Here is a 16,521-nt window from a genome sequence, read left to right as displayed (position 1 = left end):
AATATTCCCAGAAAGGTACGCGCTACGCAAGCCTAGATTCTTAAAAAATACTATTATACCCTTAGGGCTAATAGTTCCATCTAAAATAATTTTCGAGGATAATCTTTATAAAGCTCATTACCGTCTGCTTCATTCCCTAGATGTCTCAAAATGAATGCACTTGAAAATGCTGCGCATTCATAATTATTCTGAATACTCTTAAATAACTCCCAGATTAATTATTAGTATGTAGAAAACCGAGTAGCTCTATATTCATTTCCTCTACTCCTTGCCCAAGCCATATTAGGTGCCCCCATGTGTTAAGGATACATAACTTAGAATCTGAAATATGATTATGGGCATTATACGCATGCTCGATTGAAACAGCCCCATCATTTTGGCTATGCAGAATAAGAGTCGGGCACTTAACTGATTGCAAATCTGAAAGAGTAATATTTCCTGTCTGTGATAAATCTATAAAAAAGCCCTGTCCTGAGCGTTGGCGTTCTATCATTTTCTTAAATTTATTGATATCCTCATCTCTAATAAGGCTTTTAAATTTAGCATATGGCAATTTACTAAAAGAAGGAGCCATCTGCTTAAAGATAATTTTTGGAAATATATTAACCATAGAACTAAGTAACTTCCATGTGTATTTCTCCAGTAAAGGGCGGAAAAGTATTTTGGCTGCTTTATATTCTTTATCTTTAGGTGTAAGCCATTCTTTAGAAACAGCAGATTGTAACGTAAGACTTTTTACACGCGCTTGGTATTTAGAAGTGAAATAAATCGCACTAGGTCCACCTGCAGAAATTCCAATTACATGAACCTTGTCTAACTTAAGATGATTTAAGAGCTCTATGTATGACTTGCATGCCGTCGATAGGTTTAATCCATTATTAGGAGATGTTTTACCGTATCCTGGTCTAGAAGGTGTAAGTATCGAATATCCTTGTTGTTCTAACTCTGCATATCCAAATTCTTCATTACAATTTGAATGCCCTCCGTGCATTACTAGAATGGGATTTCCACCTTTATTAATAATTGAGTATTCAATTGGTAATTCATCGTTTTTATATACTTCAATCGTTCTTTTCATATTTTGAATCACCTTCTTTATTCAATAACGTTCTTGTATTCACGAAACGCCCCAGCCTTAGATAGCTCTTATCTTAGGCAAGGGCGTTTGTTGTCAGATACTCTTCCATGATTATACATCTAAACAACCGAAGGGCGATAGCCCCTCAATGTCTCCACGTCTTTAAATTCGTTTTTTACTATACTCTTGACTGATTTCGCCGTATTCAAGATTTCTGACGGAGTCGGATATGTCCGCAGATACTTCTCCCCTGCTAATCACTTCTCGTGGACCAAAAGTCGTCAAAGCCGATGGCTTAAGGGATCAACGCTATTTTCTCTTCAACTTTTTTGAAATTACTTTTAGCTCTAAGAGATCCATACCCTGATTGAAAATTAATTATGTCGTGATATGCGACTTCTCTTGTATTCCCCCACTTTTTCCATGGAATTTTATCATATTTATTATGCATAAGATATTTAATTGGATTTATTGAACCAGGTGCAAAGTTATAAGTCCCCATATTAACGGGATCGCTAACTAACTCCCCAGTTCCCGTATTATAAACCGCTTCGAATCTTCCATCTTCCGAAATGAATTTAACATTAAATGCCCCATCCATCCCTTTGTAGTTATACATATGGTATTTTGAACTAAATAATCCCCATTTACCTCCAGCTGCTAATTTAATCATTTCATCTAGTTTTTCAGGTGCATCACCATAAGAATTTAATACATTTCTAAAATAATGAAATTGTTCAGTAATGGAGTCTAGTTTTCTAATATTTTTATCAAATACAATAAAGTATTGATGGAAATTCTCATGATTAATTAATGTATCTGGGGCGTTTTCTAAATCACTAATCATTCTTGTAATTACTGCTGTCGCTGCTATATGACTAGATCCATCAAAAACATACCATTTATCATTTTTCATTTTAATTCGTTTGTATAGAGAATTTAATTCTTCGAAATATTCCCTAGATAAAAAATCACTTTCAGATACATCGGTAGCAATTAGTTCAACACTTTTATAATTTAGTATTTGTATTTGTTCACTTACGAACAATGATATCAGTGTGATAAAAATGATACTTAATCCATAAGATAATATTTTTCTTCTCATAAAATACACCTGCCAAACCTATAAATAAGCTCCATATACCGTTCACTACTCTCTCAATGATCTCGGCTAACGTTCCTGTATTCACGACGTCTTGACTAAACTACAAGAATTTTTTCTTTTTATATTTTCAAATTCCTATTACCGTTATGGAGATCAGAATCACTCCCTTTTAGTGCATGAATCACAGCTAACGTTCTATATTTACGAAACGCCCGAGCCTTAGATAGTTCTTATCTTAGGCTCGGGCATTTGTTGTCAGAATATCTTCCATGATTATACATCTAAACAATCGAAGGGCGATAGCCTTTTGCTATTAAAGCCGTTCGCATAATCTGATCTCTTACAGAATTCGAATTTCTTCATCTTCTGTTCCTTCAAATTTCATTCCTTGAAATAATGCTCAGATGTTTGCTGCAATTCACCATTTATTTCTAAAGGATATCTGGAAAAATTAGAAAACAACCATATGGCCGATCTGTTTGATATAAGCGTATCTGGTACATCTTTGCATTCACCTGCTTATTTGATTTCGGTAATTTCCGATAACGTTGTTCTATTCACGAACCCTCACTGGATTTAGGGGCTTAGCCCCGACCGCGATGCGGTTAACCAGTGCAGGGTTGTCTGACTGGATTTGCTTCGGGCAGACCAAGGGGCGGTAGTCCTTAAGCAAATATGATGTTATAAGATGGGGATCCCTTCTTCGAGTTACTCATAAATTCTCATATATATTTATTAGATCTTCTAGTTTATTTATAGTCTTAAATGGCTTATGTTCGTACATTTCATTCCATTCACCGTCTCTAGTAATCCAAATCGATCTGATCCCACTTACTGTTGCCCCAATAATATCATTATCAGGATTATCTCCTATGTACCATGCGTCTGATGAAGCTATGTTTAATCTATTAAGAGCTATATTGAAAATCTCTTGATGAGGTTTCTTAATCCCTACTTCTTCAGAAATGATGATTGTATCAAAAAATTCCCTGATTCCTAAATTGGTTATCTTATTATTCTGAACTGTAACTGTTCCATTCGTAATTATTCCAATAAGAAGTCCTTTAGATTTAAAATAGTTCAGAACACTATGTAAATTATTCATTGGCTTGATACAACGAGGAAGTTCTTCTCTAAAGAAATCTAAATACTCATCTTCTGATGGTGGGTTTACCCAATCAAGATTTTGAACTAACATTCGGTATACTTCGCTCTTATCTCGATATCCATTATTATCTGCTTCTCTAAATCGATCAATTATTCTTAATTTCATATCCTTATCAGAATCTGGAAAGTATCTGAAAATCAAACTATTTATATAATCTTCAATTGCTGCTTTTCTATCAGTAAGTGTTTCATCAAGATCAAATATTATGGCTTTGATTGTCATAGCATTTCACCTGTCTTGAAATGATTTTTATGTGCTAAACAATTCACAAAACATGAATCATTAGAGTTACTCAAATGGATGAAAGCAATATAGCTAAGATGAGTAGCGTTGATACGATATTATATGATGCAGTTACATAAGCGAATATAAATACGTCTCTTCCAAAATCCTCTATCACACTTTGATTGGTTTCACATTAGACTAATTCAATGTTGGTATAGTGCTCAACCACCGGAAAAGGATTATAAAAATGATGTAATTTAGACTTCCAATCCTGATATTCTGCTGATTCTCGGAATCCTATCGTGTGATCTTCGAGTTTTTCCCATTTAACTAGCAATATATATTTATTATCTTCTTCCATACACTTCTGTAACTCATGACTGATATAGCCCTTCATCCTTTTAATAATCTTAGATGCATCTTTAAATGCACTTTCAAATTCATTATTCAAATTAGGCTTGATAGGTAAAATTGCAACTTCAAGAATCATAATCAGTCTCCTCTAATCAATGATCTTAAGCTCAAGCACGAATTGCAGGTAACGTATCGCTCATTGCATTCGACAGCCGTAACTCCCATCTGTCATTCCTATCAGTTCGACAAACCTTTCATTCATTTCCTCTATTATCAAAATAAAATACAAAAAAGAGACAACAGATATATCTATTGTCTCTGATATGTTCAAATCTTTGCACTCCGTTTGCTATTGTGAGCTATCCATCTTTTCCAGTTAGATTCTACTAATAACGTTCATATAAATGCTCAAACACCGGCCGTTCTTCACTTGGTACAGCATGAATCCATCCCCATGCAAGCAGACAAACGATACTTACAGCAATAACGGTGACAAACCAACGATAATGGAATGACAGCAACCTAAAAATAGGACTCAGCAGAGCTGTTATTATCGTCAACATGATGGTGACCACAATGGTCTTGAAAGGTGGCATTGCTATAAACAATAAGTGAAACAACGTTGTAAACAATATCACGGGGACGAATGCCGTTACAAGCATGGCAGGAGCTCCGCTCAATATTTTCGTATCCTTTTTATACAATGAGAAGCCAATAACGATGGAATGAATCAAGAGTGGGAACATCCATAAATAACTTGCCCCTGGGAGCCAGATGACGGATGCAGTAAGCAAGAGGAGAAAGAACAACATGCCGGTCAGCATCATTTCCAGCTCATTGATACGATCATGTAACTTTTTCATTAAGAAGCCATGAACGAGGAGGGTTAATAATAAGAAGCTAATGTGATATAAATAAGCATCATATGTCGCGCCGTTGAACAACGTGACCTTGTTAGCCCAAAGCATATACACAAGTTGATACAGTACAAAGGATAGCGCAAGTGACAGGAGAGCACTGCCAATGATGGCAAGCAAGCTGGTATTCATCCCTCGCAATCTAATATGCTGCTGTCTGGATGCAACAAACAACAAAGCTACGAATGCGAGCCATAAAATAACGGTTATCGGAACAACTAGCGAGGAAGGATAGTGAATAAGTTGGCCAAACAAACTGAAGTATACATGATCTGAAGTACGCATATTTTCAAGATTGCTATTTCCAAATTGTCGGGCCATCGCTAATGCATTTTCGCCATGATGCTGCAATGTGGATAGATCAACATTGTCCAAATTATCTTCTGGTGTATGATAAGCGGTCCATCCATCGACATAAGCGAAGTTGATTCCTGGAATTCCTGCACGAAGGGATACTGTTAAATCCGTTTGATTGGGGAGCAGTCGATAAAGATCACCCATGAAGGAGTTAGCAACAGGCTCTGGCGCTGCTTGTGCGAAATGTTCGATTAGCACTCCGTTGTCTTCACTTGTCTGAAACATTAACGACGCGCCTTTTGAACCACGAGCCTCAAAGTTTACGACGAGGCCAATCTTTTCTAAATGTTCTGCTCGTTTCCAAAAGCCATTCGCTCCTTGCAGCCCCATCTCCTCTCCATCTGTAAGTACGATCCATATATCATTTTGGAGTGGTTCACTACTCGTAAGCGCTCTCACTGCTTCTAACAAAGCAGCTACGCCTGTACCTGCATCATTAGCTCCTGGTCCCATATCTACTGAATCATAATGACTCATTAACACAAGAACTTTACCACCACTGCTCTTACCTTTTAGTACACCAATAATATTATGTAAATCTACCGTTTGATTGTCATAGGTTCTCCCTATTTCTTGCTGCGTGTATGGCTGGACTCCTAATTTCGTTAACTCTGCCATTAAATATTGTCGGACGTCTTCGATTTGCGTTGAGCCGCTGTGGTGAATATCTTTTGCAATTTGCTGTAAATGCTGCATGGCTCTTTCTGCTGAGAATTCCTTAACAGGGGCTGTACTTGCTTTGGGTTGAGGGGGTTGGTCGATGATTAAGGTGGCTAAAATGAGTACAAAAATGGCTAATCCTATTGATACAATCTTAATCCCTTTTAGATCCCTTATCGTTTCTTTTGTTACTACTCTTTCCATGAACGAATCGCTCCTCTGCGAGATTTGGCGTACGTCATGTATTCTCTTGCTGTTATCTACACTGTACCATATTTGAATGAATTTGGGTTGTAAAATTAGTCCTCCCTTCCATTTTTTAAAATAAAAAAGCAGAAGCGTTGATGCACTTCCGCATTCTTACCTCTATCTTTCTAATCCTTGCGATCCTCATGATATTTCTCTAATTCCAGCTCGATTTCACGATTGACTCTTTCCATTTCTGGGCTGTACTTCTTATTATCTATCTCATTTTCATACAAATTTCTTAGCTGCTGCTGCATTTGAATCTCTGCCTTTTCCGCTTCATTCACGAGGCCAAAATGGGCTTTGATCATTTTCAAATCCTCTTGGATTTCCTTCGTTCTCAAATACGTGCTGAATACGAGACCAAACATAATAGCTGGAACCACTACACCGCCAATTGGACCTGCAATATAAACAGAAATAAAGCTGATACCGATAGCGATGACTATACCTAATAATGCCATAGCTCGCACTTCCTTTCATGTTCGTACTAAAAAATAGAGAAACCCCTACAAACGGAAGCTTCCCTAACCCTTTTTTCGTATGTATTCATGATTATAGAGCCGATTACATTTACTTGATGCGTTCTATTCGTATTGATCTATCGGGAAAATGGATGCGGATGTTGCCGCCAGATTCAAATAAAACTTCCAATGATATCGTAGATTCATCAACTGGGGTAAACTCTTCAAACAACCAATTATCTTTCTCAGGATGCATAATCGGTCTTGGATTGTCATAGTTATGATGTTCAAATTGAAAGAAGGAAATGTTATCGCAGCTTAACATCCATTGCGGGCTATTTTCGATATTATCACCATTACGCGACAACGTAAAATGGGCATTCGAACGGAGGAGACTTTCATGTTCGACATCCACTTTTAATAGGCGGTAACCATGAAATCCTAATTTACTAAAATGACGGTATACCTCCTCAGGCAGCCTTTCAGCCAGCGATTGATAGATCTCACTGTACTGTTTTCCATTCTGCTGCCATCTCTGTTCAATTTGTTCGAGTTCTTCATCACTCGTTGTCTCTGTATGTTGAGCGATATACTGATCGTATGGAAAGTACTTCATTGCAGACCTCCCTACTTTACTAATCGTTTCAAAAAAATAAGGACACTTGACCTTATGAAATCAAATGCCCTTCATGCTTATACTCATCTATGTGGTATTTGTTCTGCTAATTGTTTTATTATTTGCACGGCTTTATTGCCAAATTTCACCGATTCTTCGTAATAGGAATCCCCATTTGGAATGGCAGCAAAATCCCCAATCTCTACAGTAAGCAATATGTGATCACCTTGCTGTAAAAGGGTGAACGTATAGCCGATATTATAATGTTCAGCAGGATGCGGCCACTTCGGTACGTAAAGGGCAAGCCGTAGACGTTGTTGTGGTTCAAATTCCACGACCGTTAATCTGGAGTATCCAGCCCAATCAATGACGCCTCCCAGTGCAAGATGATCGCTTCCATAGCCCTCGGGCAAATCATCCCATTGTTTGATATATTGCGGATTCACCAACACCTCCCAGACTGCTGAAGCTGGTGCATCGATAACGACTTCATTATGTACAATTAGCTGCTTGCTCAAGCGTATTCCTCCTTCAACTGGGTTTACAATCTTTCTCATCCCTCTTACGATTACGATCCGTTATCCTTTGGATTGTCCATGAGCAGCTCTTTCTGATGATATCCCCTTAGCTAGAAATGCCTTTTTCTTACGTCCGCCAAGCAACTCCGTATTCACAAATACAATCCCAACAATCGTTGCCACAGCTCCTACTATCGTATAAATGGATAATACCTCGTTATAGAGAAGGCTACCGATTCCAACTGCAATAAATGGTGAAATGTACAGCCACATGGAAGGAAACAGCGGATTCGTATGTGCGACAAGCCAATAAAAGATCGTATGCCCCACCATAGACCCAATGACGATTAAATAGATCTGAGAACCAATCACTTCTAAAGATAGCAGTGATTCCAGATGAATACGTTCGCTAAACACGGACAATAGGAGCAGCAGTATTCCACCACATAGCATTTGTGCCGCATTTTGTGCAATTGGTGATGTATCAGAAAAACGGCTTATCACTTTTTTAGAGTACAAAGCACCACCTGCATAAAATAGCTGTCCAACTAAAATAGCGATACATCCCAGCAGCCACACACTGTCTGTTCCTAGCGATAGTTGTGGAAGGACTAGCACAACTACCCCTGCCAAACTGATAAAGCTGCCGACTATTTTTCTGCTCTCCACACGATCTCGATACATCACCGTCTGCAGCAATATCATGACGATTGGAGCTGTTGCGGAAAGAATAGCGGCAGTACCTGAACTCACATACTGCTCTGCCCAATACAGCAAGGAAAAGGTGCCAAACGTGAGTCCTAGTCCAATCAACCACATTTCTTTACGTAGCAGCAGCGTAAAGCTCACTTTCTTTTTCCAAGCCATCCACATAAGGATCAAGAAGCCTGCCATTACAAATCGACTACCCGCTGAAAAGAAAGGAGGGGCACCAGCATCCACACCTACCTTGATTGCCAAAAAAGTCGTACCAAATACGATACACATCAAAACAAAATTTACGACGATCATCCATATGCCTCCTTGACAGTACACTTGACATCATTATAATGAGGCGATGATAGAACAGTTTAGTTTGAATAGAACAGATTTGGTACATGCAAGCGAAATAAGAGTTCGTTACATAAGGAGGCATTTCGCCATGAACCATATTGAATTGGACCGATCACAAGGAAAACCGCTGCGTAGACTTGTATACGAATATGTATGGAATCGAATCCAACGTGGAGAATGGCCAGAACATCATAAGCTGCCATCGGTTCGCGTGCTTGCAGAAGAAATGAAGGTCAATCGACTAACTGTATTTAAAGCTTTCCAGCAGCTTAAGGATGAAAAGAAAGTTTACGTCAAAGACAAATCTGGCTATTACGTTCAACCTGGTGTAACAATGCCTTTCGACAATCTGGAAAGTCCCATCGTATTTTCCTATGTACATAAAAGTCACCTATCCGAAATCCATCGCGTACCTGCGAACTATCAATTTTCGTATGCGCTTATCGATCCGAGTTTGCTGCCTAATCGCTATTTTTCCGAATCCATGATCGATATTGTGACACGCTACCCGAAAATGCTTAGCACCTATTCCACGCCCCAAGGGGATGAGGAACTGCGGCAGTCACTGTCTCACTTTTTCACCAACAAATACGGATTTCATCTGACTCAAGATGACATTATGATCACATCAGGCTCCCAACAGGCAATTGATTTGTTAGCACGAATGCTTGTCCAGCCTATGGACGTGGTGCTCATGGAACGCCCGACTTATAGCGCTGCCATTGATATGTTCAGAAATCAAGGAGCGCAAATTATTCCGATTGATATTTATCCATATGGATATGATCTGGAACAGGTAGAAACCTATATGAAACAGTTTAAGCCACGCTTGTTCTACCTTAACCCGACTTTTCATAATCCAACAGGCTACACCGTCCCAGCTGAACAGCGGAAGAAGCTCGTTGAGCTCGCCGAACGGTATCGCTGTTTAATCATCGAAGACGATCCAATGCATGATATTTACTTTCAACACAAGCCTCCTCTGCCTTTATTTTCATACAGTACGGAAGGCTATGTCATTTATATTTGCAGCTTTAGCAAATACATTGCACCTGGACTGCGGATTGCCGCGATTTGCTGCCAGCCAGGGGTTATGAAGCATCTTCTGACCATAAAGTCATTAGCGGACAATGGAACACCATTGTTAAACCAGAAAATTTTCTTGCATTACTTTATGTCCGAACGTCTGCAACAGCATACTGCGAAGCTTCGAACTGCGTTAAGCATCCGTAAAACCGTTATGGAAGAAGCTCTTTCGGTAACGAATTGGAAATGGGATAGCCCTGATGGAGGTCTCAACTTGTGGATTCAACTTCCCGAAACGCTTTCCTTGGAAAAGCTTTTAGCTAAAGGCATCGAGCATTCGATATCATTTGTTCCTGGTTCCATTTGCGATCCGACTAAGGAACTGCAATCTTGGATTCGTTTAAGTTATTCGTATATAAATGAGCAGCAGATCAAAGACGGTATGAAACTACTCATTCAATTAGCGCAGCAAATAGAGCATGCAGATCGGCATATATAAATTAAATGCCTTGGAAAAGGATGTGTGAGATCAAATTCCAAGGCATGATATCTATTACTAATTAATCAGCTCCGCATAACGAAGGCAGCGTTCTAGTATTTTTACAGTTTCCGCCCTTGTCGCCTGCTCCTTCGGAGCGAGCTTATCTGCGGTTAGGCCAACCATCAACTTACTGGATACTAGCTGTTCCATTGACGACTGCGCCCAACTGCTAATATGGCTAGCATCACTATAATAATTCCCCAACGCTAGGGCGTTCTCGGGCATCATTTGCAGTTCCGTATCAACAAGTTTCATGAATCGATCGATCATGACAGCCATCTGTTCGCGCGATATTGGCGCATCTGGTTGGAAAGAGCCATCCTGCATCCCTTTCACCAAGCCAAGTTCTGCCGCCGTCTGCACAGCGCCAGCAAACCAGTCATCTACACGGACATCCTTGAAGACATTCGATTGAAGCGGAGAACTGTCTTTCAATCCAGCCGCTCGGACAAGCATCGCTGCGAATTCAGCACGCGTAACCTGCCCATTTGGATCGAAGCTGTTGATACCAACTCCTTTGACGATCTGCTTGGCCGCCAAATGCTCAATGGACGACTGCGCCCAGTGTCCAGCCGTGTCCTTAAATGCTGGTTGGGATGAAACGACCATATAGATTTCATTTGCTGCGTGATGCTTAATATTCACTGTCGTTACGCCATCTACCGACGTTTGGAACACAGCTGGGACAAAGCGTATCTTGCGCGTAGTCGGATCGACAGCTACAACCGTCGACTTTTTCGAATCGATGTTGAGCTTTGAGCTAATACTCAACGTTTTGTTAATAACATTGTTGCCTAACGTTGCTATCGTCACTTGCTTGCCGTTAGGTGTGGCGGCCGCGATGTTAAAGGAAATGGGCTCTGACACTTTAGTGATTCCATCGCTCAACATGATTTGTTTCTCTTTCTCCGTGAACAGCGAGGTCATCGTTCTCGTCGTTACAACAATGTTCATGTCAGCAGCGGAACTGTTCAAGGTACGCTCTAACTGAGCGGTGTTAATACCCTTAATCGGCAGCTCGATTGATGCTCCGTGTGCTTGAATGGCAACAAACGAATTTGGGACTATGCTCTGAGCATCTTTCAGCACACCCGCTGGAAGCTCTACCCTAGCACCCTCGACATCACTGCCCTGATCAGGAACCGTGACCCCAACAACCAATGCTTTTCCGCCTTCGTTCGGTTTAGCCTTCAATGCTTCGAACGCTGCGGATAGCACCGTTTTATCTACAGTGACTTTTGCTAAAGATGCTCCATTTTCATTCACTTTCGTAACATTCATAGCCGAAGATGGAATAATAGCTGTAATCTCGCTTCCATTCTCATTAACGGTTATATCAGCTTTTTCGGCAGGTGGCGTTCCACCGTTGTTTCCGTTGCCAGAGCCACCTGACGAACCAGAACCGCCATCCGACTTCTTCGCAACCGTAAACGTTTGCTGCGTCACTTTATCCGGTCCACCCTGACCAACGATCACCGTGTAAGTGCCTAGCATCGCATCACTTGGTAGTGTGATCATATCTTTATATGCGCCTTGTGTCACTTTCACAGCATTGTAGTACAGTACGGTTCCATCTGGACGGACTATTTTCACGATAACATCGCTGAGCGGCGATGCTCCGGTTATGTGAATCGCATCGCCAGGGTATTTCGTAGATGTATCCAGCTTTAGCACGGGCACCGCTTCCTTGGCACCTACCACAACTGGTATAGATACCATAAGCATGGTCACCATGATGAAGGAAATAAAGCTTCTCTTGTTCCCCAAGCAAATCTCCTCTTTCTTCGTTTGTTTAGGCCGCAAAATTGCGCTGAAATGCACAGTTTTGCGGCAATACGCACCTTATTTCAGTGTTACAGGCTCAGCAAGCAGTGTACCTATATTCGTCAAGTCAGCGCTGAAATCGGAGACAACCAGTACTCGAACCTGATAGCCGTCTTTGCGGTTCACATTAAATTTGGCATTAAACGTGCTGCCTTCAGCCGGCACCTTTGCTTCATAGGCTGCAAGGCTAATCGGTGTGTTACCCTTCATCAGCTGGAAGACAACAACAGCCTTGTCCAATTTACCAGTTGGCTTCAACGACACCGTTGCATCAACCATTGCTGTATTGGCATTCATTGCTGCATTCGTCACGACAAACGGGCGCTCGACGGGCGGTGCAACACCTGTATCCGTAATACTTACTTCTGCGTAAGTCATCGATTCTTTACCTTTACCCTCGGAAAAAGCAAGCAGCTTCGTAGCCCCAAGTGGCAAGCTCGTTCCCGCAGGAATCGTATACCCGATGCTTCCACCTGTCTTCGCAACTGATGCAATTGGAGCAAGGCCAGCAAGCTTGCCGTTGTCATCACCCCAATACAACACATATTGCTCAATGTTCATTTCGTTCACAGCTTGTGTGATTCCAACTTCGCCGCCAACCTTACCTACATTCGTATCCGTATCCGTGAATGCTAACGCTTGCGGAGCCTCCAATTGGTCGACCACTTTGTCCGATACCTCGAATGTTACACGTCCAAGCTCCAAGTTATCATTGTCTGTCCGGTATTCCGATTCCCCAACATACACCGCATCGTATTTGCCTGGTGCAAGGTTCAAGCCTGCGAATGTTATCGTTCCGTTAGGCTGTTGGACGCTGCTCGTTCTTTGCTTCGCGATTGGTTTCGCGGACTTGTTTAATACCGTACCTTCAGGGAAAATACCGATCCAATCTTCTCTCACCGAGCTTGTATAAGCCACTTGTACCGCTTCCGCTGGTGTGAAGGCTCCTTTGACCATCTTGATCGTTGGATTGCTCAACGTTAAGTCAGGGTCATTTGCTGGATCGACAACTGGAATCTGTGCCGGAACACTTACCTCGAACTGTGCATTAGGGATCCATTTATCATTTCTGAAATCTCTACCCTTTACCAGCACTTTATCATCGTAAACTTCCACGAAATAACCTTGGCTTCCGTCCTTGCTCTTATTTTCATCCGTGTACAAATAGGATGTTGCTGCTGCATTAAACATCGTCGCATACTTCGCATTGTACATCGTATCCTGGGCACCCAATTCCCAATGGGTATGACCGCTAAACAAAATGGATTGCGGATACTTCGTCAAAATTTTCTTCAATTCCGTATCCTGTCTCACACCATACCAATAGTTCGTTTTAAGCCTTTCTTCGTTTGCCCCAGCGACTGTATTTTTCAAAGGCTGATGATGGAAAATGAATTTAGGCTTGTCCTTAGACGCGTTTTCAGCCAGCTTCTCGTCCAACCATTTTAACTGCGCTTCCGATAAATAAGAGAAATCCTTCAGCCCTTTTTCTGTACCGATAAAAATAAAATGATAGCCATCAATCCATACGTCAAAATAATTCGATTGCATATTCGTGTACTTTGCAAACAACTCGGAACTCTTGCCCCAATCGCTCCAACGGACATCATGGTTTCCTTGTACAAAGTACGTTTCTGGAAGATCATTTTTATATAGGTTGAAAATACGTTCAAGTTCCTTATATTCCGACTCCGTGCCATTTTCGGTATTGTCCCCGACCATCATCAGACCGGAGCTATCTGGATTCAAAGCAATGATATCTTGCAGCGCATCCTCAATATTTTTGTTATGAACATGGTTCTTGTTGTTCGTAATATGCATATCCGTAATGACTTCAAAGCTAACTAGTGGCTTCTTCACAGGCACACCAGGAATGGCCATTTCAACGCCTGCTGCCGATTCGCCCGCTAATGACTGGGAATAAGCAAATAGTTTCGTAGCGCCGTTCGGAATCGAAGTATCAGGTGCGAATGTATATGTTTCATACTCCGCATACGTTGCACCAGTTACCGTCAATGGTATGTTAGCGATAACTGAATGACCAGGCAGCTTACCAACATCATTGCCCCAATACAGGTTGTAGTTGAGGATGTTGGATACATCCGCTGGATTTTTAATTTTCACATCGCCTGCTACTTGATCAGGATCGGAATCTGTATCCACGAAGCTCATGCTTTCTGGCGATTTCAACGAAATAATAGCAAACGGTACACGTTCAAAAATGTTATAACCACCGTCCTCCATGTAGATCGCCTCGTATTCACCTGGCGGTAATGCTTTTGTAAATGTTAGCTTGCCATCAGGCTGGCCCGTTACATCCGTATAGCTCCATGTTAATGAAGGACTGCTGCCCTGAGGAGCGGTGCCTTTCGGGTATAAGCCGATCCAATCTTTTTTTGAAGCTCCTGTATAAGAGAGCGTGATTGGCTGGCCCTCTATGTAAGCCAGCTTATCCATCGTGATAGTTTGATTAGCCGCATTAGCCTCACGAGCAGGAACAGCCTGAAAAATAGCCATAAAAGCAATAACGACGCAAAGCATAGCAGATAAATGTTTAGAAGCGGATTTCAACATGAACCAGGCACCTCTATTCGCATATGAATGGTAGATTATTTTGATAAACACAATCAGAATCAATAATTCTATATTTTTAAATTAATGCTCAATTTTTCTTTAAATCTATAAATTGCACCTCCATATTTGATGTAAAACACCATTTTCGTACAAAATAATTGTAATCCCCTTGTTTTCGTATTGTGTCAAATGGCTGTTAACAGAACATTAAAGTTATTTGCAAATGTAATAGGAATGTTATCTCTCTTGGTTTCCTACAAAATAAAAAGGATCGCACAGAGAGTCCCCCTGTCGATCCTTTTGCGCTGACCTATTATCGTTCGTACTTACTAGCAAGAAACTTCCTTACTTGCACAGCAGATCTCAGCCTCATTCATGATTGTCTCTTCCAACTATCTATTTATACCACCTCTACCAGAAACGTGAATATGATAATCATAGATTGGAACCTTATTAACTCTGAGGAGAGCACCCATATGCCAAGTAGAAAAATAAATAATAGAAAAGCTGTCCGTAAGCATAAAAATCAAGGCTTAATTCTGCCACCATCCCCCAAAAGTAAACCTTTTTTGCTGCCACTTCCTACCCAAGCTGCTGTAAAAAATGGTGGATTTGAAAACCGAACGTTAGCTCCTTGGGATCCTGGCCCGAAAACACCTTCAGGCGAAATATTTGTTACAACAGTTAATCCTCATAGTGGCTTGCAGGCTGCACGAATGCAATGTATAGGTAATACATCGATGACGTTGAAGCAACGAATTACCCAATTACGAAGAGGTAGAAATTATCAACTAACTATTTGGATACGTAGAAATGTAATTTCCACATTAGGTTTAGTTATTTTAAGATTGGCAAATACAACTATCGTATATCCTATTACGAGTATACCCATGACCACCTACGGACGGTTTACAAAAACGATTCAAATCCCCGGAAACTCAGGGTCTACTTCTAGCAATTTAGAAATACAGTTAGTATCCGGCACTTTGGGTGCAGATATTACGATTGATGATGTTTCTATTACTCAGCTAAATACGTAATTCGCAAATGCAAACTGTTTTCTAACTATATCGTTATTTGAATGATTAGCAATCGGCAGTAAACTCCACACAAGAAGCTGTTTCCAGTACTGCTGGACACAGCTTTTTTGCATATCAGACGTACCTCTTTACCATTGGAACGTTAACCTGCATCATTTTATCCCAATCCCCCCTTCTACTAAAGCAGCTCCATGGTCAAATGTAATATCTGAACATGTCACTTACATGAGCACGAGATATACCACAGGGGAAATTAGTCCACCCTTAACAAACCGGCAATTAGAATGGAATTTATCATTATATAAAGATCATTTTCGTAGAAAAACGACCAATAAATGTAACTTATTGATACGATGCCAATCTTTTAAGCCGCTAACTTCTATATACTAATTTGATTTATTGGTACAAATATACTTTTTTTACCTACACACAATCAAAACCTTAATCTATAACATTTTTATAAAGTTCAACTTTACTTAGCCACTAATTATTGAGGAAAAATATCATTTCTTTTTCAAAATTCATTCCGTTTTCTTTATTTCAAAGTGAATAGATCGCACACAATCTACCGCTAAGCTATTATCCGCGGCAATTCGAAAGTAAATTCCTGTAATTACTTCCTCGCTATATGATACTATTCGTCGATTTATAAATTTTTGGGTACAAGCTTTTGACTTAAATCTTCAAATTGCCCTCATATTATGCAATCCTGTTCAATAGAATGGTGTGTGGAAAGGAGGAGTGATAAGACTTAG

At 40.5% G+C, this 16,521-nt stretch carries 13 protein-coding genes; 2 read left to right on the top strand and 11 right to left on the bottom strand.

The genetic code is table 11. From position 1 onward, the window contains the following. Positions 1-214 precede the first annotated feature (214 nt). From NQ117_RS18150 to NQ117_RS18110, 9 genes are all read right to left on the bottom strand, one after another. A complete protein-coding gene (locus NQ117_RS18150; RefSeq protein WP_258279413.1) occupies positions 215-1,078 on the bottom strand; it encodes an alpha/beta fold hydrolase in 864 nt (287 codons plus the stop codon). A 295-nt stretch (positions 1,079-1,373) separates the two neighbouring features. Then, complete coding sequence (locus NQ117_RS18145; protein ID WP_258279412.1) at positions 1,374-2,183, bottom strand: hypothetical protein; 810 nt, start codon at positions 2,181-2,183, stop codon at positions 1,374-1,376. Positions 2,184-2,895: 712 nt separating this feature from the next. Further along, positions 2,896-3,573: an HAD family hydrolase gene (locus NQ117_RS18140; RefSeq protein ID WP_258279411.1), complete on the bottom strand. Its 678-nt coding sequence runs from the start codon at positions 3,571-3,573 to the stop codon at positions 2,896-2,898. A 196-nt stretch (positions 3,574-3,769) separates the two neighbouring features. Next, the gene (locus NQ117_RS18135) at positions 3,770-4,066 is read right to left on the bottom strand and encodes an antibiotic biosynthesis monooxygenase family protein (RefSeq protein ID WP_258279410.1); all 297 of its coding nucleotides are present in this window, start codon (positions 4,064-4,066) and stop codon (positions 3,770-3,772) included. 250 nt (positions 4,067-4,316) lie between these two features. After that, positions 4,317-6,068 (bottom strand): M20/M25/M40 family metallo-hydrolase, encoded by a 1,752-nt coding sequence (locus NQ117_RS18130; protein ID WP_258279409.1) that lies wholly within the window; start codon positions 6,066-6,068, stop codon positions 4,317-4,319. A 170-nt stretch (positions 6,069-6,238) separates the two neighbouring features. After that, complete coding sequence (locus tag NQ117_RS18125) at positions 6,239-6,574, bottom strand: hypothetical protein (protein WP_258279408.1); 336 nt, start codon at positions 6,572-6,574, stop codon at positions 6,239-6,241. Positions 6,575-6,683: 109 nt separating this feature from the next. Continuing rightward, positions 6,684-7,190: a hypothetical protein gene (locus NQ117_RS18120; protein WP_258279407.1), complete on the bottom strand. Its 507-nt coding sequence runs from the start codon at positions 7,188-7,190 to the stop codon at positions 6,684-6,686. An 83-nt stretch (positions 7,191-7,273) separates the two neighbouring features. Beyond that, positions 7,274-7,708, bottom strand: coding sequence for an SRPBCC domain-containing protein (locus NQ117_RS18115; protein WP_258279406.1), 435 nt, complete (start codon positions 7,706-7,708; stop codon positions 7,274-7,276). A gap of 60 nt (positions 7,709-7,768) precedes the next feature. After that, on the bottom strand, positions 7,769-8,719 hold the full coding sequence (locus tag NQ117_RS18110; protein WP_258279405.1) for a DMT family transporter: 951 nt from the start codon (positions 8,717-8,719) through the stop codon (positions 7,769-7,771). Between the two features lie 130 nt (positions 8,720-8,849). Here NQ117_RS18110 and NQ117_RS18105 point away from each other — a divergent pair, with 130 nt between their 5' ends. Beyond that, complete coding sequence (locus NQ117_RS18105; protein WP_258279404.1) at positions 8,850-10,286, top strand: aminotransferase-like domain-containing protein; 1,437 nt, start codon at positions 8,850-8,852, stop codon at positions 10,284-10,286. A 57-nt stretch (positions 10,287-10,343) separates the two neighbouring features. On the opposite strand, the gene NQ117_RS18100 is transcribed toward NQ117_RS18105, so the two are convergent. Further along, on the bottom strand, positions 10,344-12,095 hold the full coding sequence (locus NQ117_RS18100; protein ID WP_258279403.1) for an S-layer homology domain-containing protein: 1,752 nt from the start codon (positions 12,093-12,095) through the stop codon (positions 10,344-10,346). A gap of 75 nt (positions 12,096-12,170) precedes the next feature. Continuing rightward, complete coding sequence (locus NQ117_RS18095) at positions 12,171-14,726, bottom strand: metallophosphoesterase family protein (RefSeq protein ID WP_258279402.1); 2,556 nt, start codon at positions 14,724-14,726, stop codon at positions 12,171-12,173. 476 nt (positions 14,727-15,202) lie between these two features. On the opposite strand from NQ117_RS18095, the gene NQ117_RS18090 reads away from it, so the two are divergent. After that, complete coding sequence (locus NQ117_RS18090; protein WP_258279401.1) at positions 15,203-15,766, top strand: carbohydrate binding domain-containing protein; 564 nt, start codon at positions 15,203-15,205, stop codon at positions 15,764-15,766. Positions 15,767-16,521: the final 755 nt, after the last annotated feature.

The organism is Paenibacillus sp. SC116, from assembly GCF_024733555.1.
Lineage (GTDB): Bacteria > Bacillota > Bacilli > Paenibacillales > Paenibacillaceae > Paenibacillus_B.
This window is presented reverse-complemented; position numbering and strand designations above follow the sequence as displayed.